Raw genomic sequence first — 22636 nt, forward strand, 5'->3', positions numbered from 1 at the left:
ACCGACGAGGACCGCCGTGGCCGACGACGCCCCCACGACCACCCCCGCAGCGACCGCGCCCGACCCCGGGACGCCGCGGTGGCGCGACCCCGCGCTGCCGGTCGAGGAACGCGCCGCCGTGCTGCTCGCCGAGCTCACGCGCGACGAGCGGATCGCCCTGCTGCACCAGCACGCCCCGGCCGTCGAGCGGCTCGGGCTCGCCGCGTTCCGCACGGGCACCGAGGCCCTGCACGGCGTCGCCTGGCTCGGCACCGCCACCACGTTCCCGCAGCCCGTGGGCCTCGCCGCGACCTGGGACGTCGACCTGCTCGAACGCGTCGGCGCCGCCGTCGGCGTCGAGGTGCGCGCCAAGCACGCGGCCGACCCGGCGGTCTCGCTCAACGTGTGGGCACCCGTGGTCGACCCGCTGCGCCACCCCGCCTGGGGCCGCAACGAGGAGGGCTGGTCCAGCGACCCGCACGTGACCGCGCACCTCGCGACCGCCTACGCGCGCGGCCTGCGCGGCGACCACCCCGTCTACTGGCGCACCGTGCCCACGCTCAAGCACTTCCTCGGGTACGACAACGAGACCGACCGCGCCGTGACCAGCACGCAGCTACGCCCGCGCGTGCTGCGCGAGTACGAGCTGCCCGCGTTCCGCGGCCCGATCGCCGCGGGCGTCGTCGGCGCCGTCATGCCGTCGTACAACCTCGTCAACGGCCGCCCGGCGCACCTGTGCGGCGAGCTGCTCGACGAGCTGCGGTCGTGGTCGGCCACGTCCCTGCTCGTCGTCTCGGACGCCGCCGCCCCCGGCAACGTCGTGACGTTCCAGCGCTACCACGACGACCACGTCACGTCGCACGCGGCGCTGCTGCGCGCCGGCGTCGACTCGTTCACGGCCGACGACGCCGACCCCCGGCCGACCGTCGAGCGCGTGACCGCGGCGCTCGAGCGCGGGCTCCTCACCGAGGCCGACGTCGACCGCGCCGTGCTGCGGCAGCTCGAGCTGCGGCTGCGCACGGGCGAGCTCGACCCCGACCTCGACCCGTGGGTCGTCGGCCCCGAGTCGATCGACCTGCCCGAGCACCGCACGCTCGCACGCGAGGCCGCCGCGCGGGCGGTCGTCGTGCTGGAGGACGACGGCGTGCTGCCGCTCCCCCGCGACGCGTCCGTCGCGGTCGTCGGACCGCACGCCGACCGCGTGCTGCACGACTGGTACTCCGGGACCCCGCCCTACCTCGTGGGCCTCGGCACCGCGCTCGCCGAGGCGCTCGGGCCCGACCGCGTGCACGTCGCCGACGGCGCCGACCGCGTGGCCCTGACCGCGACCTCCACGGGCCGCGGCGTCCGTGCGCTGGCCGACGGCACGCTCGTCGCCGACGCGGACGAGCCCGTCGCGCACGACGTCACCGACTGGGGCGACGGCCTGCTCACGCTGCGCGGCGTCGCGTCCGACCGCCTCTGGAGCGGCGCCGCGTGGGTCGTGCGCGCCGACGCGACGCGCGTCGGCGGGTGGGTCGCCCAGGAGTCGTTCCGCGCGCACCGCCACGACGACGGCACGTGGTCGCTCCAGCACGTCGGGTCGGGCCGCTGGCTGCGCGTGCAGCACGACGAGGCCGGCACGCTCGTGGCCGAGGCGCCCGACGCCGCGCACGCCGAGCGGTTCGCGGCCCGGGTCCTGCGCAGCGGCACGCAGGAGGTCGCGCGCGCCGCGGCGGCGGCCGACGTCGTCGTCGTGACGGCAGGCAACGACCCGCACCTGCACGGCCGTGAGACCGAGGACCGCCCGCACCTCGGGCTGCCCGCGAGCCAGCGGGCGCTGTGGCAGGCCGCCGTCGCCGCGAACCCGCGCGCCGTGCTGCTCGTCGTCTCGTCGTACCCGTACGTGCTGGAGGGCGAGGCTGACGCCGCTGCCGCCGTCGTGTGGTCGTCGCACGGCGGGCAGGAGCACGGGCACGGCCTCGCCGACGTGCTGCTCGGCGACGTCGAGCCCACCGGTCGGCTCGCGCAGGAGTGGCCCGCCGACGCCGCGCAGGCCGGTGACCTGCTCGACTACGACCTCATCGCCACGCGCACCACGAGCTGGTACTCGCCCACGCCCCACCGGTACGGGTTGGGGCACGGCCGCACGTACGGCGACGTGCGCTACGTGGCGCTCGACGTCGCCGCGGACCGCGCGCCGGTCGACGAGGACGCGACGCTCGTCGCACACGTGACCGTCGAGAACCGCGGCGCACGACCCGCCCACGAGCTGGTCCAGCTCTACGTCGACGCACCCGAGCACCGGCTGCCGTACCCGCACCGCCTCGTCGCGCACGCGCGGGTCGTCGTGGCCCCGGGCGCGACGAGCGTCGTCGCGCTGCGCGTGCCGGTGCGCGACCTCGCGGTGTGGGACGCGACCCGCGATCGGTGGGTCGTCGAACCGGGCCGCTACGAGCTGGGGGCCGGCCCGTCGAGCACCGCCGTCGCGCAGCGGGCGGACGTCGACGTCGCGGGCGCGCCCGTGCCGCCGCGCGAGCTGCGGGACCGGCCCGTGCGCGTCGCCGACGCCGACGACCTGCGAGGCGTCGACCTGTCCGAGCGGACGCGCGAGACGGGCACGTGCGTGCAGGTCCGGCGGGGCCGCACCGCGGGTGAGGTGCTGCTGCGCGACTGCCGGGTCGCGGGCGCGACCGCGATCGCGTTCGAGGTCGCCCGCACGGGGCCCGGACCCGCCCGCGTCGAGGTCCGGGACGCCTCGACCGGCGCCGAGCTCGCCCGCCTCGACGTCCCCGACGGCGTCGGACGCCACGACTGGACGCTCACCACCGTGCCGCTGACCGTCCCCGCGCGCGACGTCGCCGACCTGAGCGTCCGCCTCGTGGGGACCGCACGCCTCGCGACGCTGCGCCTCGTGTGACCGGCGCACCGCTCCCCCTCGACGGCGCGCGGAGGTCCGCCGGGCCGTCGCGGTGTCCGTCGGCGGTGGGGTCCGTGGCCGGTGGGGTCCGTGGGTGGTGGGGTGCACGGGCGGCGGTGCGCGGCGGGCCCAGAGCCGCCGAGGCCGGGCCCTGACGCGCAGCCGTCACCTGCGCGATGATCGGGGCATGACGAACGGTCCGTCCGACCTCACCGGTGCGCTCGTGGTCCGGGGGGACGTCGTCACCCCCGCCGAGGTGCTGCCCGACGCGGCCGTCGCCGTGCAGGGCGACCGGATCGTCTGGGTCGGCGCCGCAGACGACGTGCCGGCGACGCACCGCCCACCACGGCCCGCGCCGGGCACGCTCGTGCTGCCCGGGCTCGTCGACCTGCACTGCCACGGCGGAGGCGGCGCGAGCTTCCCGGACGCGACGACGCCCGACGAGGTGCGCCGCGCGGCCGACGAGCACCTGCGCCACGGCACGACGACGCTCGTCGCGTCGCTCGTCACGGCGCCGCGCGACGTCCTGCTCGCGCGCACCGCGCTGCTGGCCGACGCCGTCGACGCCGGCGTCGTGGCCGGGATCCACCTCGAGGGGCCGTTCCTCTCCCCCGCGCGCTGCGGCGCGCAGCACCCGGACGACATGGTGCCCGGCGACCCGGGGCTCGTCCGCGCCGTCGCGGCGGCGGCCCGCGGCCACCTCGTGACGATGACCGTCGCGCCCGAGGTCGCCGGGGTGGTCGGCGACGACGACGTGCTGCGCGCGCTCGTCGAGGCCGGCGCGCTGCCGTCGGTGGGCCACACCGACGCGAGCGCCGAGCAGACCGACGCCGCGATCGACCGCGCGTTCGACCTGCTGGCGACCTCGCCGGGCGCGCGCTCGCACCGCCCCACGGCGACGCACCTGTTCAACGGCATGCGTCCGCTGCACCACCGCGACCCCGGCCCGGTGGCCGCGTGCCTCGCCGCGGCGGCGCGCGGCGAGCTCGTCGTGGAGCTCGTCGCCGACGGCACGCACCTCGCGCCCGCGACGGTCCGGTCGGTGCTCGACCTGGTCGGGGCGGACGCCGCGGTGCTCGTGACCGACGCGATGGCCGCCGCCGGCATGCCCGACGGGGACTACCGCCTCGGGCCGATGGCGGTCCGCGTGGCCGACGGCGTGGCACGGCTCCTCGAGCACGACCTCGCCGAGCCGGGCGCAGCGCCGCGCGTCGGGGCGATCGCGGGCGGCGTCGCGCACCTGCTCGACGTCGTGCGCGCGACCGTCACCGCGGGCGTCCCGCTGGTCGCCGCGGTGCGCGCGGCCTCGAGCACGCCCGCGCAGGTGCTCGGCCGCCCCGACCTCGGGGCGGTGCTGCCCGACCACCGGGCCGACCTGCTCGTGACCACGCCCGGGCTCGAACCCACGCGCGTGCTGCGCGCGGGTGCCTGGGTCGCCTGAGACCTCAGCCGCGCGACGCGTCGCCGCGCGGACCGTCACCCCGCTGGCGCTCCTGCCCGCGGCGCACCAGCCCGGCGGTCAGCCCGCCCACGAGCCCCCCGACCGCGGGGAGCACCACGAGCTCGACGAGCGGGCCGGTGCCCAGCAGCCACGGCCACGTCGAGAGCAGCACCAGGGGCTGCACGACGCCGACGAGGGCCCCGCCCAGCAGTCCGACCGCGCCGTAGGCCAGGACGGCGGGCCCGGTGCGGGCCAGCGCCGCGCGGGCGACGAGCGCGATCGGCACCGCGCACAGCAGCGCCGGCCCGGCCGCGTACACCAGCAGCAGGGACGGTCGCGTCAGCGCCGGTGCGCCCGGACCGTCGACGGCGAGCACCAGCGCGGCGCGCAGCACCCACACGGTGACGACGGCCGCGAGCACCCCGAGCACCCCGGGCGCCGTCCACCGCCGGGTCACGGCCGCACCGCCGCGAGCAGCCGCAGCGCGTCCTCGGCGACCCCCCGCGCGACCGGCAGACGCGCGAGGCCCACCAGGCGCCCGACCAGGGGCGCGGCGCCGTCGACGAGCGCGCGGACGCGCCGCTGGTCGGGCGTCGTGTCGTGCACCCACGCGACCACGACGCCGAGCTGCGCGAGCCACAGCAGCTCCGGCAGGTCGGCGCGCAGGTGCGCGGGGACCGCGGGGCTGGCCCCGTCGACGACCTCGCGGAAGATCGCCCGGCTGAGGTCGGCGCTCGGCACCGAGGAGGCCGAGAACGGGCTCGCGGCCGAGCCCGGCCGGATCGCGACCCCGATGGACTCGACTCCGAACCGGCGGTAGGGGCCGAAGGCGTCGAGGCCCGCGTGCCAGGTCGCCCGCAGTCGCGACGTCAGGTCGCCGCCCGTCGCGAGGGCGGTGCGCGCCCGCGCGGCGTGCTCGCGGTTCACCTCGAGGTAGACCTCCTGCACGAGGTCGTCCTTGGACGCGAAGTGGTGGTACGCGTTGCCCACCGCGACGCCCGCCTCCTGCGCGACCGCGCGCATCGTCGTCGCGTCGAAGCCCCGCTCGCGGAACAGGTGCAGCGCCGTCGTGCGGATCAGGTCCCGCGTCTCGTCCGCCGTCCGCCGGGCGCTCATGCGGCGACCCCGGCGTCGTGGGGGGCGCGCGCACGCGAGGCGCGACGTCGACGCACCGCTCCCGCGGCCCACCGCCCGCCGCCCGCGCCGAGCGCACCCTCGAGCGCGTAGACGAGCACGGTCACCGGGGGCGGCGACGCGGTCTCCGTGCCCGCCCACAGGTCGGGGACCATGGCCATCGCGGTCGCTGTCACGGCCCCGACCAGGGCGAACGCGGCGACGTGCAGACGCTCGTGCGGCACGGACCGCAGCGCCCAGGCGGTGAGCAGCCCCAGCGGGAAGCCGAGCACGACGGTCGGCACGACGGCGACGAAGGCCGCGAGCACCAGCACGAAGCCGAGCCCGCCCAGTCCCGCGCCGGCCTCCTCGACGACCATGAGACCCGTGCCGAGCGGGACGTTGACGGACACGACGACCACCGCGGTCCAGCCGACGACGCCGAGCACGGGCGACATGCCGCGCACGGCCGGACCGTCGACGGGCTGCGGGGACTGATCCATGGCGCCATTGAACACGTTCAACTGAACATGTTCAACAGCGCTGCGGCCGGTCAGAAGAGTCGCGAGTCCACGTCGTCGACGCCGCGCATCGCGTCGTAGTCGAGCACGAGGCACGCGATCCCCCGGTCGGCCGCGAGCACCCGCGCCTGCGGCTTGATCTCCTGCGCCGCGAAGACGCCGCGCACGGGCCGCAGCAGCGGGTCCCGGTTGAGCAGCTCGAGGTACCGCGTGAGCTGCTCGACCCCGTCGATGTCGCCCCGGCGCTTGATCTCGACCGCGACCGTGCCGCCGTCGGGCGACTTCGCCAGGATGTCGACCGGGCCGATCGCCGTCGGGTACTCGCGCCGCACCAGCTGGTGGCCGGTGCCGAGCAGCGCGATCTGCGCCGCCAGCAGCTCCTGCAGGTGCGCCTCGACACCGTCCTTCACGAGGCCGGGGTCGACGCCCAGCTCGTGCGCCGAGTCGTGCTGCACGTCGTACAGGTCGATGACGAGCCGGTCGTCGGACTTCGCGTGCTGCACGGTCCACACCTGCGTCACACCGGCGGCCGCCTGCTCGGCGTCGGGCTCGCCGACCGCGAGGGAGCAGGGCGGGCTCATCCAGTTCAGCGGCTTGTAGGAGCCGCCGTCCGAGTGCAGCAGCACCGAACCGTCGGCCTTGACCACGAGCAGCCGGCGGGCACGCGGCAGGTGCGCCGAGAGCCGACCGGTGTAGCGGGCCGCGCACTCCGCGACGACCAAGCGCATGCGCTTCCTTCCTCTGGTCGCGCCGGGATCAGATGATCGTCGCGACGCGCGACGGCGTCGCCTCGATCCACGACGTGAACCCGGCGTACGCCTCGACGGACATCTGCAGGCGGACCTCCTGCGCCGGACCACCCGCGGCCGGCACGACCCGGCAGTGCGCCACGACGGCCTGCGGCCGGCCCGGGGCGGGCGGGAGCACCGACCTCTCCAGCACGACGAGCCCGTAGCGGGACCACGTGCGCGCCGGCCGGGGCATCACCGAGACGCGACGCCACCAGTAGAGGCGCGTCGCGCCGTACTGCGCGGTGCCGCGGGCCGGGCGCGGGTCGTTCGCCTCGGTGAGGACGCACCCGAACGACCCGACCCGTCGCGCGAGCGTGCGTGTCCGCGAGAACCACAGGGCCACGAGCGCCAGCACCAGCACGGCGACGACGCCCGCGACGACGGCGAGGACCTGCCCGCTCACGCCGTCACCCGCCCGCCGGGGTCAGTGCCCGGACGTGGCAGCGGCCGCCGCCTCGGACACGGCGTCGACGACGACCGTCACCTGGTTGTCGTCGACCGACAGGAACCCGCCGTCGACGTGCCACGCGAGCGGGGCTCCCCCGCCCGCGGGCACGATCCGCACCGGGCCCTCGCGCAGCACCGACAGGATCGGCGTGTGCCCCGCGAGGATGCCGATGTCACCGTCCGCGGCCGGGGCCGACACCTGACGTGCCGTCCCCGACCAGACCTTGCCGTCCGCGGCGACGACGTCCACCTCGAGCTCTGCCACCGTGCTCCTCCCTCAGCCCTGCCGTACGCCGCCCGACCCGCAGGTCAGACGCCGTACTCCTTCTGGATGCGGGCCCAGTTGCGCTCGAGGTCCTCGAGGCCGCCGATGTTGAAGAACGCCTGCTCGGCGATGTGGTCGAACTCGCCCTCGGCGATCTTCTTGAACGCCTCGACGGTCTCGGTGACCGGCACGGTCGAGCCCACGACACCCGTGAACTTCTCGGCCATGTAGGTGTTCTGCGAGAGGAACTGCTGGATGCGGCGCGCACGCGCGACGATCGTCTTGTCCTCCTCGGAGAGCTCGTCGACGCCGAGGATCGCGATGATGTCCTGCAGCTCCTTGTTGCGCTGCAGGATCGACTTCACCTGCGTCGCGACGTCGTAGTGCTCCTGGCCCACGTAGCGCGGGTCGAGGATGCGGCTCGTCGACGCGAGCGGGTCGACCGCGGGGTACAGACCGCGCGACGCGATCTCACGGCTGAGCTCGGTCGTCGCGTCGAGGTGCGCGAACGTCGTGGCCGGCGCCGGGTCGGTGTAGTCGTCGGCGGGGACGTAGATCGCCTGCAGCGACGTGATCGAGTGCCCGCGCGTCGAGGTGATGCGCTCCTGCAGCTGACCCATCTCGTCGGCGAGGTTCGGCTGGTAGCCGACGGCGGACGGCATGCGGCCGAGCAGCGTCGACACCTCGGAGCCGGCCTGCGTGAACCGGAAGATGTTGTCGATGAACAGCAGCACGTCCTGCTTCTGGACGTCGCGGAAGTACTCCGCCATCGTGAGCGCCGACAGCGCGACGCGCAGACGCGTGCCCGGGGGCTCGTCCATCTGGCCGAAGACGAGGGCCGTCTTGTCGAAGACGCCCGCCTCCTCCATCTCGACGATGAGGTCGTTGCCCTCACGCGTGCGCTCGCCGACGCCGGCGAACACCGAGACGCCGCCGTGGTCCTGCGCGACGCGCTGGATCATCTCCTGGATGAGGACCGTCTTGCCGACGCCCGCGCCGCCGAACAGGCCGATCTTGCCGCCCTGGACGTACGGGGTCAGCAGGTCGATGACCTTGATGCCGGTCTCGAACATCTGCGTCTTCGACTCGAGCTGGTCGAAGGCCGGGGGCTTGCGGTGGATGGGCCAGCGCTCGGTGATCTCGAGCTTCTCGCCCTCGGCGAGGTTGAGCACCTCACCCGTGACGTTGAAGACCTTGCCCTTGGTGACGTCGCCGACGGGCACCGAGATCGGCAGGCCCGTGTCGCGCACCTGCGCACCGCGCACGAGGCCGTCGGTCGGCTTCAGCGCGATGGCGCGCACCAGGGACTCGCCCAGGTGCTGCTCGACCTCGAGCGTCATGGTGAAGGCGCCGTCGCCCTCCCCCTCGCCCTGCGCCGAGAGGTCGATGTCGACCTCGAGCGCGTTGTAGATCTCGGGGATCTGGTCCGGCGGGAACTCGATGTCCACGACGGGCCCGATGACCCGCGCGACCCGGCCGACGCCGGGCGTGCCGGCGTTCGCGGCCGTCGCGTCGACGGTGGTGGCGGTCATGTCTGCCTCGCTTCGCTCGTCCGGGCGGTGCGGTGCCCGGCTGGGGTCGGTGTCGTGCTGTCGGGGGTCAGGAGGACGCGAGCGCGTCGGCGCCCGACACGATCTCGCTGATCTCCTGGGTGATCTCGCCCTGCCGCGCCTGGTTGGCCAGTCGCGTGTAGGTGCGGATGAGGTCCTCGGCGTTCTCGGTCGCGGTGTGCATGGCCCGCTGCCGCGCCGCGAGCTCCGAGGCCGAGGCCTGCAGCAGGTTGGCGTAGATGCGCGTACGGACGTACCGCGGCAGGAGCGCGTCGAGCACCTCGGCCGGGCTCGGCTCGAACTCGTACAGCGGGAGCGCGTCGTTCTCGCCCACCGGCGCCACGCCCTCGACGACCTCGAGCGGCAGGAGCCGCACGACGCGCGGGCGCTGCGTGACCATGTTGACGAACTGCGTGAACACGACGTGCACCTCGCTCACGCCGCCCTCCTCGGGCGCCGCGCGGAACGCGTCGAGCAGCTCGTTCGCGATCTCGTCGGCGACCTCGGGGGTCGGCGCGTCCGAGAAGCCGGACCACTGCCCCGCGAGCTCGCGCTGCCGGAACGTGTAGTACGCCACGGCGCGACGTCCCGAGACGTAGAGGGCGACCTGCTTGCCCTCGCTCTCGAGCCGCTGCACGAGCCGCTCGGTCTCGCGGATGACGCTCGCCGAGTAGGCGCCCGCCATGCCGCGGTCCGAGGCGATCAGCAGCACCGCGGCGCGCGTCGTGTCCGTGCGCTCCACGAGGAACGGGTGGGACACGTCGGAGTGCGTCGCGACCGCCGAGACGGCACGCGTGATCGCCCGGGCGTACGGCGTGGCCATGGCCACCCGGTCGCGCGCCTTGCCGATGCGCGACGCGGCGATGAGCTCCTGGGCGCGGAACATCTTCTTGAGCGACTGGGTGCTCTTGATCCGCGCCTTGTAGACGCGCTGCTGTCCCGCCATGCTCAGGCCCGCTTCTGGCGGACGATCTGCTCCTGCTCGACCTCGACGTGCTCGTCCTCCTCGGCCTCGCCCACGAGGGCGCTGCCGTCGAACGTGATGAAGCCGTTGCGGAAGTCGTCGACGGCCGAGCCGAGCGCCTGCTCGGTGGCCTCGTCGAGCTTGCCGGTCTCGGCGATCGTCGAGAGCACGTCGGTCTTGCGGCGCAGGTGCTCCAGCATCTCGGACTCGAAGCGTCGGACGTCCTCGAGCGGGACGTCGTCGAGCTTGCCCTTGGTGCCGGCCCAGATCGACGCCACCTGGTCCTCGACCGGGTACGGCGAGTACTGACCCTGCTTGAGCAGCTCCATGAGCCGCGCACCACGCGTCAGCTGCGCGCGCGACGCCGCGTCGAGGTCGGACGCGAACATCGCGAACGCCTCGAGCGAGCGGTACTGCGCGAGGTCGAGCTTGAGCGTGCCGGACACCTGCTTCATCGCCTTGACCTGCGCGGCACCACCGACGCGGGACACCGAGATGCCGACGTCGACGGCGGGGCGCTGGTCGGCGTTGAACAGGTCCGACTGCAGGAAGATCTGGCCGTCGGTGATCGAGATGACGTTGGTCGGGATGTACGCCGACACGTCGTTGGCCTTGGTCTCGATGACCGGCAGGCCCGTCATCGAGCCCGCGCCCAGCTCGTCCGAGAGCTTCGCGCAGCGCTCGAGCAGGCGGGAGTGCAGGTAGAAGACGTCACCGGGGTACGCCTCGCGGCCCGGGGGGCGACGCAGCAGCAGCGACACGGCGCGGTACGCCTCGGCCTGCTTCGACAGGTCGTCGAACACGATGAGGACGTGCTTGCCCTGGTACATCCAGTGCTGGCCGATGGCCGAGCCGGTGTAGGGCGCGAGGTACTTGAAGCCCGCCGGGTCGGACGCCGGGGCCGCGACGATCGTCGTGTACTCGAGCGCGCCGGCCTCCTCGAGGGCGCCGCGCACCGCGGCGATGGTCGAGCCCTTCTGGCCGATCGCGACGTAGACGCAGCGCACCTGCTTGGTCGGGTCGCCCGACTCCCAGTTCGCCTTCTGGTTGATGATCGTGTCGATCGCGATCGCCGTCTTGCCGGTCTGGCGGTCGCCGATGATGAGCTGACGCTGGCCGCGCCCGATCGGGATCATCGAGTCGATGGCCTTGAGGCCGGTCTGCAGCGGCTCGTGGACCGACTTGCGGGCCATGACGCCGGGGGCCTGCAGCTCGAGCGCGCGGCGGGCCTCGGTGGCGACGTCGCCCAGGCCGTCGATGGGGTTGCCCAGCGGGTCGACGACGCGGCCGAGGTAGCCGTCGCCGACGGCGACCGACAGGACCTCACCCGTGCGGCGGACCTCCTGGCCCTCCTCGATGCCGGCGAACTCGCCGAGCACGACGACACCGATCTCGCGCACGTCGAGGTTGAGCGCGAGGCCCAGCGTGCCGTCCTCGAAGCGCAGCAGCTCGTTCGCCATGGCCCCGGGCAGGCCCTCGACCTGCGCGATGCCGTCGGCGGCGAGCGTCACGCGCCCGACCTCCTCGGCGACCGCGTCGGCGGGCTCGTAGGACTTGACGAAGCTGTCCAGCGCGGCGCGGATCTCCTCCGGCCGGATCGTCAGCTCAGACATCAGCGGTTACTCCTGTCGTGTCCGCCCGGTGCGGACCGGCGGTGGGGTCGTCGAGAGGGTTCGTCAGCCGGCGAGCCGGCGGCGGGCGTCGTCCAGCCGTGCGCGCACGGTCGCGTCGATCACGTCGGCGTCGACCTGGATCCGCAGGCCGCCCAGGGCCGCGGGGTCGACGGAGACGTTGAGCTGCACGGGGCGGCCGTAGCGGCGCTCGAGCAGCCGCTCGATCCGCTCGCGCTGCGCCTGCGTGAGCGCGGCGGCGGCCGTCACCTGGGCCACGAGCCGGCGTCGACGCGCGGCCGCGAGCCGGCCGAGCTCGATGACCGCGGCGGTCAGCGTGCGGCCCCGGGGGGCCGCGACCGCGCGGGTCACGAGCGTGAGGGTCGCCGCGGCCGCCTTGGTGCCCAGCAGGTCGCGCACGAGCGTGGTCCGGCGGGCCACGTCGGCCGTCCGGTCCCCGAGCGCCTGGCGGACGTCGCGGTTCGCCGCGAGCAGCCGGTCGACCCGGAACAGCTCGTCCTCGACGCGCTCGAGCTCGCCGGCCGCCTGCGCGGACGCGAGCACCGCGACCGTGCCCAGACGGTCGACGGCCTCGACGAGGTCGCGCTCACCCGCCCAGCGGGCCCGGACCATGCCGGCGACCAGGTCGACGACCCGGCCGTCGACGCGCCCGGAGAGCACGGCGCCGACGAGCCCGGCCTTGGCCTCGCCCGTCGCGCCGGGGTCGGTCAGCGCGCGCCGCAGCGACGCGTTCCCGTCCAGCAGGTCGACCACCGCGAACAGCTGGTCGCCCAGCGTCGCGGCGTCCGCACCCGCGGCGGCGAGGACCGGCTCGAACCGGTCCTCCGCGTCCGTCAGCGCCTGCTGGCTCGTGCCTCGCATCAGCGTCCCTTCACGCGGTCCGCGTCCGCCTCGTCGGCCGACGCGCCCAGCTGGCCGTCGAGCTCGTCGAGGAACCGGTCCACGACCCGCGACGCGCGCGCGTCGTCGGAGAGCGACTCACCGAGGATCCGCGCGGCGAGGTCGGTGGCCAGCGAGCCCACGTCGGACCGCAGCGAGATCGCCGCCGCCTGACGCTCGGCCTCGATCTGCCGGTGCGCGGTCTCGACGATGCGCTCGGCGTCGGCCGTGGCCTTGGCCCGCAGCTCCGCGAGGATCGCCTGCCCCTCGGCACGCGCCTCCTCACGGACGCGCGCGGCCTCGGTGCGGGCCTCGTCGAGCTGCGCCTTGTACTGCTCGATGAGTGCGGCGGCCTCCTCCTGGGCGACCTCCGCGCGCTTGAGCCCACCCTCGATGAGCTCGGTGCGCTCGTCGAGGATGCGCGTGAAGACGGGCAGGACGACCTTCCAGAAGACCAGCCCGATGATCAGCGCGCACACCGCCGACCACACGATGTCGTACGTGGCCGGGAGGAGGATGGACTGCTCGCCTCCCTCGGCCGCCAGGACGAGAGTCGTCGCGATCATCGGATCAGAAGACGAAGCCGGCGGCGAAGCCGATGAGGCCCAGCGCCTCGATGGCGGCGAGCGCGATGAACATGTTGGTGCGCAGCAGACCGGCGACCTCGGGCTGGCGAGCCGTGGCCTCCTGCGTCTTGGCGACCATGATGCCGAGGCCGATGCCGGGGCCGAGGGCGGCCAGGCCGAAGCCGATCGTTGCGATGTTGCCCGTGATGCCCGTGACGTCCACGAGTGTTCTTCCTTCCGGTTGGCGGGGCCGGACCCTCGTCCGGTTCCTCCGACGGTCGTGACGACGGCCCGGTGGGCCGCCGACGAGGACTACGACGTGGTCAGTGCGACTCCTGCGAGATGCTGATGTAGACCGCGGTGAGCAGCGTGAAGATGTACGCCTGCAGCGCCGCGATGAAGATCTCGAAGAGCGTGAAGGCGAAGCCGGCCGCGAGCGTCACGGCGCCGACCGCCTTGAGCGCACCCGCCGCCTCGAAGAAGAGGAAGTGGGTCGCGCCGAAGCAGAGGACGAGCAGCAGGTGCCCGGCCACCATGTTGACGAGGAGTCGGATGGTGAGCGTCGCCGGCCGCAGGATGAACGTCGAGATGAGCTCGATCGGCGTGAGGATGATGTACACCGGCCACGGCACGCCCGACGGGAACAGGGTCGTGCGCAGGTAGCCGACCGCGCCGTGGGCCTTGATGCCGACCACGATGAAGGCGACGAAGGCGATGATCGCCATCACCAGCGGGAAGCCGATGAGCGACGAGCTCGCGATGTTGAGGCCGGGCACGACGCCCGTGATGTTGGCGGCGAGCACGGCGAAGAAGATCGTGGTCAGCAGCGGGACGAACCGACGCGCGGTGTCCTTGCCGATGATCTCCTCGGCGATGTTGACCCGCACGAAGTCGAGCGACATCTCGGCGACGTTCTGGGAACGTCCCGGCACCAGGCGCGCACGGCGCGCGGCGAGCCAGAACAGCGTCACCAGGACGAGGGTCGCGAGGATCCGGATGAGGATGATCCGGTTCAGCTCGAACGGGGTGCCCCCGAACAGCACGGTGGGCGGGAAGAACTCGGCGATCGTCGGCGCATGGAACCCGCCGTCCTGCGACGCGGCGAACGGCAGGATCGTCGAGAGGCTGGACAGAGCGGACTCCTGTGGTCGTGATGACTGCCGACGCGCGCGTCGATGCGAGCGCTCCGTAGCACGTGGACGTCGTGGATTCGGGGGAAGCCTAACCTATCGGTGGGGCTGATCCTGACCGCCGTCCACCCTTCTGGGCTCTTCGTCCCGCGGTCCCGCGGAGGGCACGACGTACGGTGTCCGGCTGGCCTGGACCGCGCGGTAGTCGGCGAACGCCGACCCGACCACGCCGAGCGTGAGCACCACGACCAGCACGCGCGCGTCGTAGAAGTCCATGCCGCGCAGCACCGCGAGCACGACGACCAGCAGCACGACCTTCGCGAGCCAGGCGCCCATGACGAGCGCCGACATCTGGCCGAGCCCCGACCGCACCGTGCGCAGCATCGACCAGATCGTCGTGCCCGAGAACGCGAGCGCGATCGCCGCGCCGATCAGCGCACCCCACACGCCCGGGAGGCCGGCGACCAGCGCCCCGACCGCCACCCCCAGCACGACGAGGACGGCGAGCAGCACGAGCAGGTCGCGCAGCGCGCGGCGCAGCACGGCACGGATGGCGTCCTGCGCCTCGGGGGCCAGGGGGCCGGCCGGGTCCGTCACGGGGGTCTCCTCAGGGGTGGGGCGGTCAGGACCCGACGACGGTCGGGGCGTCGTCCGGCACGTCGTCGGGGGTGCGTCGCGACCCGCGCAACGGGCCGAACGTCAGGATCGTCGCGATCACCACACCGGTGCCGGTGAGGACGAGGACCGTGGTGGTCGACAGCGCGGCGAGCGCCGCGACCCCGAACGCCAGCACGCCCGTCCAGACGTACATGATCGCGACCGCGCGCCGGTGGCTGTGGCCCAGCGCCAGCAGCCGGTGGTGCAGGTGCAGGCGGTCGGGGTGGAACGGGCTCTTGCCGTTGAGCAGGCGCCGCACGATCGCCAGGCCCATGTCGAGCAGCGGCAGCACGAGCACGGCGACGGGCAGCAGGATCGGCACGTACGCGGGGAACCGCACGCGGTCGACCACCGCCGCGAAGTCGATCTGACCCGTCACGACGATCGCGGCGGCCGCGATGACGAAGCCGAGCAGCATCGAGCCCGAGTCGCCCATGAAGATGCGCGCCGGGTAGAAGTTGTGCGGCAGGAAGCCGACGCACACGCCGACGAGCGCCGCGACCACCAGCGTCGCGAGGTTCGAGTAGTCGTCCCGGCCCGTGCCGATGGTCAGCAGGTAGGCGTAGACGAAGAACGCCGCGCCCCCGATCGCCAGGACGCCCGCCGCGAGGCCGTCGAGGCCGTCGACGAAGTTCACGGCGTTCATCGCGACGACGACCGACACCACCGTGAGGAACACCGCCGAGCGCGACGAGCCGCTGATGACGTTCTCGGCGACCGGCAGCTGGTAGAGCAGCACGCCCTGCCAGGCCAGGAACCCGGCCGCGAGGATCTGCCCCATGAGCTTCGTGAGCCAGTCGAGGTCCCAGATGTCGTCGGCGACGCCGAGCGCGCACACGATCGCGGCACCGCCGACGATGCCGAAGATGGGCCGCGGGTTGGCGTACACCGGCTCGAGGAACGGGACGCGCGAGCCGATGAGCAGCGCGACCAGCAGTCCGACGAACATCGCCATGCCGCCGAGCCGCGGCGTCGGGACCGCGTGCACGTCACGGTCGCGCACGGCCGTGATCGCCCCCCAGCGCAGCGCGCACCAGCGCGCGAGCGGCGTCGTGAGGTAGGTGACGACCGCGGCGACCACCGCGACGAGCAGGTACACCCTCACGGCGCGGCGGTCCCGCCCGCCGCGGCGTCGTCGTCGGGCGCACCGTCCCCGCGGCCGTCCGCCTCGGGCGCGTCCGTCGCCGGCGCCGGCGGGGGCGGGCCCATCACGGGCGCCACCGCGGCGAGGGTCGCGACGTCGAGCGCGCCGAGCCGCACGATGCGCAGCACGTCGCCCGTGGCGTCCACGATGGTCGACGCGACGCCGCCGGGCGCCTCGCCGCCGTCGAGGAACACCGGGACCTTGGCGCCGAGCTGGCGGTACGCCTCGGCCGCGGTCGTCGCCGCGGGCCGGCCCGTGAGGTTGGCGCTCGAGACGGCGAGCGGACCCGTGCGGCGCAGCAGCGCGAGCGCCACGGGGTGGTCGGGCATGCGCAGCGCGACCGTCCCGTGCGTCTCGCCCAGGTCCCACGCGAGGGAGGGCTGCGCGCGCACGATGATCGTCAGACCGCCGGGCCAGAACGCCTCGGCGAGCGCGCGGACGCCGGCGGGGACGTCGGTCGCGAGGCCGTCGAGCGTCCGGACGTCGGGGATGAGCACGGGTGGCGGCATCTGGCGGCCCCGGCCCTTGGCGTCGAGCAGCGCCTGCACGGCGCGCGGCGCGAACGCGTCGGCACCGATGCCGTACACGGTGTCGGTGGGCAGCACCACGAGCTCGCCGCGACCGACCGCGTTCACGGCCTCGTCGATCGCAGGGCCCCAGGTCGCCGGGTCGGTCGCGTCCTTGATGCGGATGAGGCTCACGCGGGCGAGTCTCCCACGACCGGCCGTGCGACCCGCCGCGCGACGAGCGTGCGCTCCCGGCCGGTGAGGTCGGGCAGCGTCCGGACCTCGGCGAACGCGCCGGTCGCCTCGGCCGCGGCACGTGCGGCGGGGCCCTGCACCTCGGCGTGCTCCATCACCAGCAGGCCGCCGTCGCCCAGCAGCCGGGCCGCGGCGGCGATCACGGCGCGCGGCACCTCGAGCCCGTCCGCTCCCCCGCCGTAGAGCGCGAGGTCGGGGTCGTGGTCGCGCACCTCGGGGTCGAGCGGGACCGCGTCGGGCGGGATGTAGGGCGGGTTGGAGACGAGCACGTCGACGGCGCCGTCGAGCTCGGCCAGCAGCGCGGGGTCGCGCACGTCGCCCCGCTCGACGCGCAGGTCGGCCGTGCCGACCGCGCCCGCGTTGGCGCGCGCGAGACCGACGGCCTCGTCGGACAGGTCCACGGCCACGACCCGGCTCGCGGGCACCTCGGTGTCGACGGCGATCGCGATCGCCCCGGTGCCCGTGCACAGGTCGACGACGAGCGGGCGGGCGCCCCGCGCCGCGAGCGCCGTCGCCTCGTCGATCGCGAGCTGCGCGACGGTCTCGGTCTCGGGCCGCGGCACGAACACGCCCGGCTCGACGCGCAGCGTCACGTAGCGGAAGACCGTGTACCCGACGATGTGCTGCAGCGGCTCGCGCGCACGACGACGCTCGACGAGCCCCGCGAACTCGGCGGCGAACCCGTCGGGCAGCGGCGGCGGCAGCACCAGCTCGACGCGCGGCAGGCCCAGCGCGTACGCGGCGAGCGCGAGCGCGTCGTGCCGCGGCGACGCGACGCCCGCCTCGGCGAGCACGGCCGCGGCGCCGTCGACGTACGCCCGCAGCCCGGGCGCCGGGCGCACGGCGTCGGTCACGCGTGGCCGCCCGCGGCGGCGAGCTGCGCGGCCTCGTCGGCCTCGACGGCGGACGCGACGACCGGGCCGAGGTCGCCGTCGAGCACCTGGTCGAGGTTGTACGCCTTGTAGCCGGTGCGGTGGTCGGCGATGCGGTTCTCGGGGAAGTTGTACGTGCGGATCCGCTCCGAGCGGTCGACCGTGCGCACCTGCGAGCGGCGCGCCTCGCTCGCGGCGGCCGCGGCCTCCTCCTGCCGCGCCGCGAGCAGCCGCGCGCGCAGCACGCGCAGCGCCTGCTCGCGGTTCTGCAGCTGGGACTTCTCGTTCTGCATCGACACGACGATGCCGGTCGGCAGGTGGGTGATCCGCACGGCCGAGTCCGTCGTGTTGACGGACTGCCCGCCCGGCCCGGACGAGCGGTAGACGTCGATCCGCAGGTCGTTCTGGTCGATCTCGACGTCGCCCTCGTCGTCGGCCTCGGGGAAGACCATGACGCCGGCCGCCGACGTGTGGATGCGGCCCTGGGACTCGGTGACCGGCACGCGCTGCACGCGGTGCACGCCGCCCTCGTACTTCAGGTGCGCCCACACGCCGTCCTCGGGCGTCGTCGCCCCGCGCGCCTTGATCGCGACCTGCACGTCCTTGACGCCGCCCAGGTCCGACGCCGTGGAGTCGAGCACCTGCACCGCCCAGCCCTGCCGCTCGGCGTAGCGCGTGTACATGCGCAGCAGGTCGCCTGCGAACAGCGCGGACTCCTCACCGCCCTCGCCGGCCTTGATCTCGAGGATCACGTCGCGCGCGTCGTCGGGGTCGCGCGGCACCAGGACGCGGCGCAGACGCTCGGCGGCCTCGTCGGCCGCGGCGCGCAGCGCGGGCAGCTCGTCGGCGAACGCCGGGTCCTCGTCCGCGAGCTCGGCGGCGGCCTGCGCGTCGTCGGCGGCCGTCCGCCACGCCCGGTAGGCCTGCACGACCCGCCCGAGCTCGGCGTAGCGCCGCCCGAGGCGGCGCGCGCGGCCCGCGTCGGCGTGGACCGCGGGGTCGGACAGGTCACGCTCGATCTGCGCGTGCTCGGCGAGGGCCGCCTCGACGGCGTCGAGCTGCTCCACCTGCTGACCTCCCACGCGTGACCCGACCGGCACAAAGCGACAGCGCCGGTGCGCCGCGGGCACGGCCATGGAGGGCCGTCGTCCGCGCGCGCACCGGCGCTGCCGGGGTGCTAGTTGGCGCTCTTCTTGCCGTAGCGCGCCTCGAAGCGGGCCACGCGGCCGCCGGTGTCGAGGATCTTCTGCTTGCCCGTGTAGAACGGGTGGCAGGCGCTGCAGACGTCGGCGTGGATCTTGCCGGACGTCACGGTCGAGCGCGTCACGAAGGTGTTGCCGCAGGTGCACGTGACCTCGGTGGCCACGTACTCCGGGTGGATGCCAGACTTCACTGAACTCTCCTTGGTGGGGGTGCCTCCGGGTCCGGACGCGCGTGCCGCGCCGGTGAACCGCAGACCGACGAACCATTGTGCCAGAACCACCGACGGGGTCGAAACCTTCCCGGCTGGGTCGGCACGGGCCGGCACGGCCGGCGCAGGCCCCCTCAGGCCAGCAGCGCCGCGAGCCGCTTCTTCTTCCGGTTCTCCCGCACGACCCACGCGACGTCGGCGTCGGGATCGCGCGCGAGGACCACGAACGCCGGCAGCCCCGCGTCGGGGTCGCCCGCGACCGCGACCGACCACGCGTAGCCGAGCGCCTGCCGCAGCGTGCGCACGTCGGCGTCCCGCCGGTGCGCCGCCGGCACGGCTCGCAGCAGGTCGGTCGCGCGCGCGCACGCGTCGAGCGCGGCCACCCGCAGCGCCGGCACGCGCAGCAGCGCGGGCTCGCACAGCGCGGCCACGGCCGCCCGCGCGGGCAGCGGGTCGCCGGTGCGCAGCCACGCGTCGGCGAGCGCCACGAGCGCCGCGGGCTCCCCCGCGCCGAGCCGCTGACCGGCCATCGCCGCGGCCTCGCGCACGCGCCACGACGCGTCGCACGCGCGGGCGTCGAGCGTCGCGCGCCACGCCCCGGCGTCGGCCGCGCGCGGGCTCGCGGCGCGCGCGTGCTCGAGCAGCAGGCGACCGAGCGCGGCCGTCCCGCAGCTGCGCAGGTACTCGTCGTCGGCGTCGGCCAGGAGCACCACGAGGTCCGCCGGCGCGACGTCCCCGAACGCCGCGAGCAGCGCGAGGTTCGCCCGCGGCCCCGGCAGCCCGGAGTGCGTCGTCAGCAGCTCGGTCACGGCGGCCTCGCCCGCGGCGCACGCCGCGGCCACCCGCTCGGTCCACGCGTCCATGCGGGCATCGTCCACCCGACGCGCGCGCCGCACCCGGGACCTGCGGGCGCCCCGGTGCAGGAACGACGGCCCGCGCGTGGCAGCATGCGACAGGCCGCGAGACCGCGGCGACCGACCCCCCGGAGGACACGCATGGGCCTGCTGACCGACTACTTCCGCGCCGCGGACCAGGACGCCGCGCGTGCGCTCGGGTCGCGCGAGAACGCCGGCCCCCTCACGCCCGTGCCGGGCGCGGGGCCGGGCACCGCCACGGTCGACGGCGTCGAGGCCAAGGGCATCGAGCCCGTCGTCGTGCTCGGCTCGCTGATCTCGGCGATCACGGGCGAGGACCACGACGAGGACCCCGCGCTGGTCTGGCCCGACGAGGAGTCCGCCGCCGCGTCCGACGGCCCGTGGGTCGTCGAGCTGCCCGCGTCCACGCGCGACGCGCTCGCGTCGCTCGACGACGAGCGCGCGCCCGGCGTCGCGGAGCGCTGGGCCACCGCCGAGGAGCTCGCCGGCGCGACCGGTGACGACCTGCACCCGTTCGTCACCGACCTCACGGCCCTCGCGCGCCGCGCGGTCGCCGCCGACGAGCAGCTCTACTGCTGGATGAGCCTGTAGCCGCGCCGGACCCCGGCCGGGCACGTCGACGGCCCCGCACCCGGGAGGGTGCGGGGCCGTCGGCGTCGGTGCCGGTGGCCGGGTCAGACGACCTTGCCCACGCCGTCCTCGAGCGCGGGGCCGTTGTGCCCGGGCGTCGTCTTCTGCACCTGCAGCAGGAACTCGACGTTCGACTTGGTCTCGCGCAGCTTGCCGAGCAGCAGCTCGATCGCCTGCTGCTGGTCGAGCGCACCCAGCACGCGACGCAGCTTGTAGATGATCTTCAGCTCGTCGCCGCTCATGAGGACCTCCTCGCGGCGCGTGCCCGACGCGTTGACGTCGACCGCGGGGAAGATGCGCTTGTCCGCGAGGCCGCGCGACAGGCGCAGCTCCATGTTCCCGGTGCCCTTGAACTCCTCGAAGATGACCTCGTCCATCTTCGAGCCCGTCTCGACCAGCGCCGAGGCGAGGATCGTGAGCGAGCCGCCGTTCTCGATGTTGCGCGCGGCGCCGAAGAACTTCTTGGGCGGGTACAGCGCCGAGGCGTCGACGCCGCCCGACAGGATCCGGCCCGACGCGGGCGCCGCGAGGTTGTAGGCGCGCGACAGGCGGGTCAGCGAGTCGAGCAGCACCACGACGTCCTGGCCCAGCTCGACCAGGCGCTTGGCGCGCTCGATCGCGAGCTCCGCGACGACCGTGTGGTCCGACGCGGGGCGGTCGAAGGTCGAGGCGATGACCTCGCCCTTGACCGTCCGCTCCATGTCGGTGACCTCCTCGGGGCGCTCGTCGACGAGCACGACCATGAGGTGGACCTCGGGGTTGTTCGCGGTGATCGCGTTCGCGATGTGCTGCATGATGATCGTCTTGCCGGCCTTGGGCGGCGCGACGATGAGGCCGCGCTGGCCCTTGCCGATCGGCGCGACGATGTCGATCACGCGCGGCGTGAGACGGCCCGGCTCGGTCTCCAGGCGCAGGCGCTCCTGCGGGTACAGCGGCGTGAGCTTGGAGAACTCGGGGCGCTGGCGCGCCTCGTCGGGAGTGAGGCCGTTGACGGTGTCGAGCCGCACGAGCGCGTTGAACTTGCTGGGACGGCCGCCCGGCGCGGGCTGCTCGCCCTCGCGCGGCTGCCGCACGGCACCCGTGATCGCGTCGCCGCGGCGCAGGCCGTGGCGCTTGACCTGGTTGAGCGAGACGTAGACGTCGTTCGGGCCCGGGAGGTAGCCGGTGGTGCGCACGAACGCGTACGAGTCGAGCACGTCGAGGATGCCCGCGACGGGCAGCAGCACGTCGTCCTCGGCGACCTCGACCTCGTCGAGGCCGGCGAGGTCGCCGGTGCGACCGCGGCCGCGCTTGCGGTCCCGGTCGCGGTAGCGGTCGCGCGAGCGGCGACGGCGGCCGCCGCGCTCGTCGTCGTCCGCGGCGTCGCCCTGCGGGGCGGCACCGCGCGTCGCACCCTGGCGACGGTCGTCCTGCGCGCGCTCGTCGTCGCGGGCCTCGGCCTGCCGACGGTCGCCCGCCGCAGCGCCCTGCGCACGGTCGGAGGCACGGTCGGGCGCGCGGTCCTGACGGCGCTCGGCCTGCTGGCGGTCGCGCGAGCGGCGCTCGCCACCCTGCTCGTCGTCCTGCGGCGCCTCGGGCTCGACGGCCGCGGGCGCACCCGCACCCCGACCGGCACGGCGCGAGCGGCGCTCGCCGGTCACGGCGGCCACGGCGTCGACCGCGCGCGCGGCACGGTCGTCGCGCTCCTCGTGCGGCGCGAGCCGCGCGTCGAGCGCGGCCTCGAGGCCCGCGAGGGCGTCCTGACCCGTCGCGGCGCGCGGCGCGGTGCGCGACCGGCTCGCGCGGGGCGCGTCGTCCTGGGCCTGCGCCACGGGCGCGGGCGCCTCGGCCGCACGCTCGGCGGGAGCCTTAGCGGGCTCCTCGACGACGGCCCGCGCACGACGCGTCGTGCGCGCCTCGAGCGCCTGCGGGCGCTCGCCCGAGCGCGCGGCGGAGATCGCCTGCACGAGGTCGCCCTTGCGCATCTTGCTCGTGCCCTTGACGCCGAGCTGCGCGGCGAGCGACTGGAGCTCGGGCAGCTTCATGGCGGAGATGCTGCCCGCGGCCGAGCCGCCCGCGGCGGCGTCGATGGTGTCTGTCACGAAGGATCCTTCCCCCTCGTCGGGGCCCT

24 protein-coding genes are annotated in these 22636 nt (G+C 74.8%); 3 read left to right on the plus strand and 21 right to left on the minus strand.

Annotation, left to right across the window (positions count from 1 at the left end):
- Positions 1-16 precede the first annotated feature (16 nt).
- Both E4A51_RS11250 and E4A51_RS11255 read left to right on the plus strand, forming a co-directional pair.
- Positions 17-2878 (plus strand): glycoside hydrolase family 3 C-terminal domain-containing protein, encoded by a 2862-nt coding sequence (locus E4A51_RS11250; protein ID WP_240696447.1) that lies wholly within the window; start codon positions 17-19, stop codon positions 2876-2878.
- 187 nt (positions 2879-3065) lie between these two features.
- Positions 3066-4319 carry an N-acetylglucosamine-6-phosphate deacetylase gene (locus E4A51_RS11255; protein WP_134851811.1) on the plus strand — a complete coding sequence of 418 codons (1254 nt, stop codon included), beginning with the start codon at positions 3066-3068 and terminating at the stop codon, positions 4317-4319.
- A 4-nt stretch (positions 4320-4323) separates the two neighbouring features.
- Here the strand turns inward: E4A51_RS11255 and E4A51_RS11260 are convergent, their stop codons facing one another.
- The 20 genes from E4A51_RS11260 to E4A51_RS11355 form a co-directional block, all read right to left on the minus strand.
- The gene (locus E4A51_RS11260) at positions 4324-4776 is read right to left on the minus strand and encodes a hypothetical protein (protein ID WP_070320447.1); all 453 of its coding nucleotides are present in this window, start codon (positions 4774-4776) and stop codon (positions 4324-4326) included.
- The gene (locus tag E4A51_RS11265) at positions 4773-5435 is read right to left on the minus strand and encodes a TetR/AcrR family transcriptional regulator (RefSeq protein WP_070320448.1); all 663 of its coding nucleotides are present in this window, start codon (positions 5433-5435) and stop codon (positions 4773-4775) included. The genes E4A51_RS11260 and E4A51_RS11265 overlap by 4 nt, the downstream gene beginning before the upstream one ends.
- Positions 5432-5935, minus strand: a complete 504-nt coding sequence (locus E4A51_RS11270; RefSeq protein WP_070320449.1) for a hypothetical protein — start codon at positions 5933-5935, stop codon at positions 5432-5434. The genes E4A51_RS11265 and E4A51_RS11270 overlap by 4 nt, the downstream gene beginning before the upstream one ends.
- Before the next feature lie 50 nt (positions 5936-5985).
- Positions 5986-6681 (minus strand): endonuclease NucS, encoded by a 696-nt coding sequence (gene nucS / locus E4A51_RS11275; RefSeq protein ID WP_134851812.1) that lies wholly within the window; start codon positions 6679-6681, stop codon positions 5986-5988.
- 28 nt (positions 6682-6709) lie between these two features.
- Entirely contained in the window at positions 6710-7147 is a 438-nt protein-coding gene (locus tag E4A51_RS11280; protein WP_134851813.1) for a DUF2550 family protein, read from the minus strand.
- 21 nt (positions 7148-7168) lie between these two features.
- Positions 7169-7456, minus strand: coding sequence for a F0F1 ATP synthase subunit epsilon (locus E4A51_RS11285; protein ID WP_046527791.1), 288 nt, complete (start codon positions 7454-7456; stop codon positions 7169-7171).
- 44 nt (positions 7457-7500) lie between these two features.
- Entirely contained in the window at positions 7501-8988 is a 1488-nt protein-coding gene (gene atpD / locus E4A51_RS11290) for a F0F1 ATP synthase subunit beta (protein ID WP_070320451.1), read from the minus strand.
- A 67-nt stretch (positions 8989-9055) separates the two neighbouring features.
- Positions 9056-9952, minus strand: a complete 897-nt coding sequence (locus tag E4A51_RS11295; protein ID WP_046527789.1) for a F0F1 ATP synthase subunit gamma — start codon at positions 9950-9952, stop codon at positions 9056-9058.
- A gap of 2 nt (positions 9953-9954) precedes the next feature.
- Positions 9955-11583 (minus strand): F0F1 ATP synthase subunit alpha, encoded by a 1629-nt coding sequence (atpA, locus tag E4A51_RS11300; protein ID WP_046527788.1) that lies wholly within the window; start codon positions 11581-11583, stop codon positions 9955-9957.
- A 63-nt stretch (positions 11584-11646) separates the two neighbouring features.
- Positions 11647-12462: a F0F1 ATP synthase subunit delta gene (locus tag E4A51_RS11305; RefSeq protein WP_070320453.1), complete on the minus strand. Its 816-nt coding sequence runs from the start codon at positions 12460-12462 to the stop codon at positions 11647-11649.
- Entirely contained in the window at positions 12462-13046 is a 585-nt protein-coding gene (locus tag E4A51_RS11310) for a F0F1 ATP synthase subunit B (protein ID WP_087509607.1), read from the minus strand. Before E4A51_RS11310 ends, E4A51_RS11305 begins: the two co-directional genes overlap by 1 nt.
- A gap of 4 nt (positions 13047-13050) precedes the next feature.
- Positions 13051-13269: an ATP synthase F0 subunit C gene (gene atpE / locus E4A51_RS11315; RefSeq protein ID WP_304438274.1), complete on the minus strand. Its 219-nt coding sequence runs from the start codon at positions 13267-13269 to the stop codon at positions 13051-13053.
- A 100-nt stretch (positions 13270-13369) separates the two neighbouring features.
- Complete coding sequence (gene atpB / locus E4A51_RS11320; protein ID WP_226236535.1) at positions 13370-14089, minus strand: F0F1 ATP synthase subunit A; 720 nt, start codon at positions 14087-14089, stop codon at positions 13370-13372.
- A 183-nt stretch (positions 14090-14272) separates the two neighbouring features.
- Positions 14273-14773, minus strand: a complete 501-nt coding sequence (locus tag E4A51_RS11325; RefSeq protein WP_070320456.1) for a hypothetical protein — start codon at positions 14771-14773, stop codon at positions 14273-14275.
- Between the two features lie 25 nt (positions 14774-14798).
- Positions 14799-15938, minus strand: coding sequence for an MraY family glycosyltransferase (locus E4A51_RS11330; RefSeq protein ID WP_134851815.1), 1140 nt, complete (start codon positions 15936-15938; stop codon positions 14799-14801).
- Positions 15935-16678, minus strand: coding sequence for an L-threonylcarbamoyladenylate synthase (locus tag E4A51_RS11335; RefSeq protein WP_134851816.1), 744 nt, complete (start codon positions 16676-16678; stop codon positions 15935-15937). Before E4A51_RS11335 ends, E4A51_RS11330 begins: the two co-directional genes overlap by 4 nt.
- Positions 16675-17592 carry a peptide chain release factor N(5)-glutamine methyltransferase gene (gene prmC / locus E4A51_RS11340; protein WP_082740241.1) on the minus strand — a complete coding sequence of 306 codons (918 nt, stop codon included), beginning with the start codon at positions 17590-17592 and terminating at the stop codon, positions 16675-16677. The genes E4A51_RS11335 and prmC overlap by 4 nt, the downstream gene beginning before the upstream one ends.
- Positions 17589-18677 carry a peptide chain release factor 1 gene (prfA, locus tag E4A51_RS11345; protein WP_087509603.1) on the minus strand — a complete coding sequence of 363 codons (1089 nt, stop codon included), beginning with the start codon at positions 18675-18677 and terminating at the stop codon, positions 17589-17591. Before prfA ends, prmC begins: the two co-directional genes overlap by 4 nt.
- Before the next feature lie 110 nt (positions 18678-18787).
- A complete protein-coding gene (gene rpmE / locus E4A51_RS11350; protein WP_046527782.1) occupies positions 18788-19003 on the minus strand; it encodes a 50S ribosomal protein L31 in 216 nt (71 codons plus the stop codon).
- 152 nt (positions 19004-19155) lie between these two features.
- Positions 19156-19884, minus strand: coding sequence for a HEAT repeat domain-containing protein (locus E4A51_RS11355; protein ID WP_134851817.1), 729 nt, complete (start codon positions 19882-19884; stop codon positions 19156-19158).
- A 132-nt stretch (positions 19885-20016) separates the two neighbouring features.
- On the opposite strand from E4A51_RS11355, the gene E4A51_RS11360 reads away from it, so the two are divergent.
- Complete coding sequence (locus E4A51_RS11360) at positions 20017-20487, plus strand: hypothetical protein (protein ID WP_134851818.1); 471 nt, start codon at positions 20017-20019, stop codon at positions 20485-20487.
- An 83-nt stretch (positions 20488-20570) separates the two neighbouring features.
- On the opposite strand, the gene rho is transcribed toward E4A51_RS11360, so the two are convergent.
- Positions 20571-22550: a transcription termination factor Rho gene (gene rho / locus E4A51_RS11365; protein WP_370297502.1), complete on the minus strand. Its 1980-nt coding sequence runs from the start codon at positions 22548-22550 to the stop codon at positions 20571-20573.
- Between the last annotated feature and the right edge of the window lie 86 nt (positions 22551-22636).

The organism is Cellulomonas sp. HD19AZ1, assembly GCF_004535805.1.
Classification (GTDB): domain Bacteria; phylum Actinomycetota; class Actinomycetes; order Actinomycetales; family Cellulomonadaceae; genus Cellulomonas; species Cellulomonas iranensis.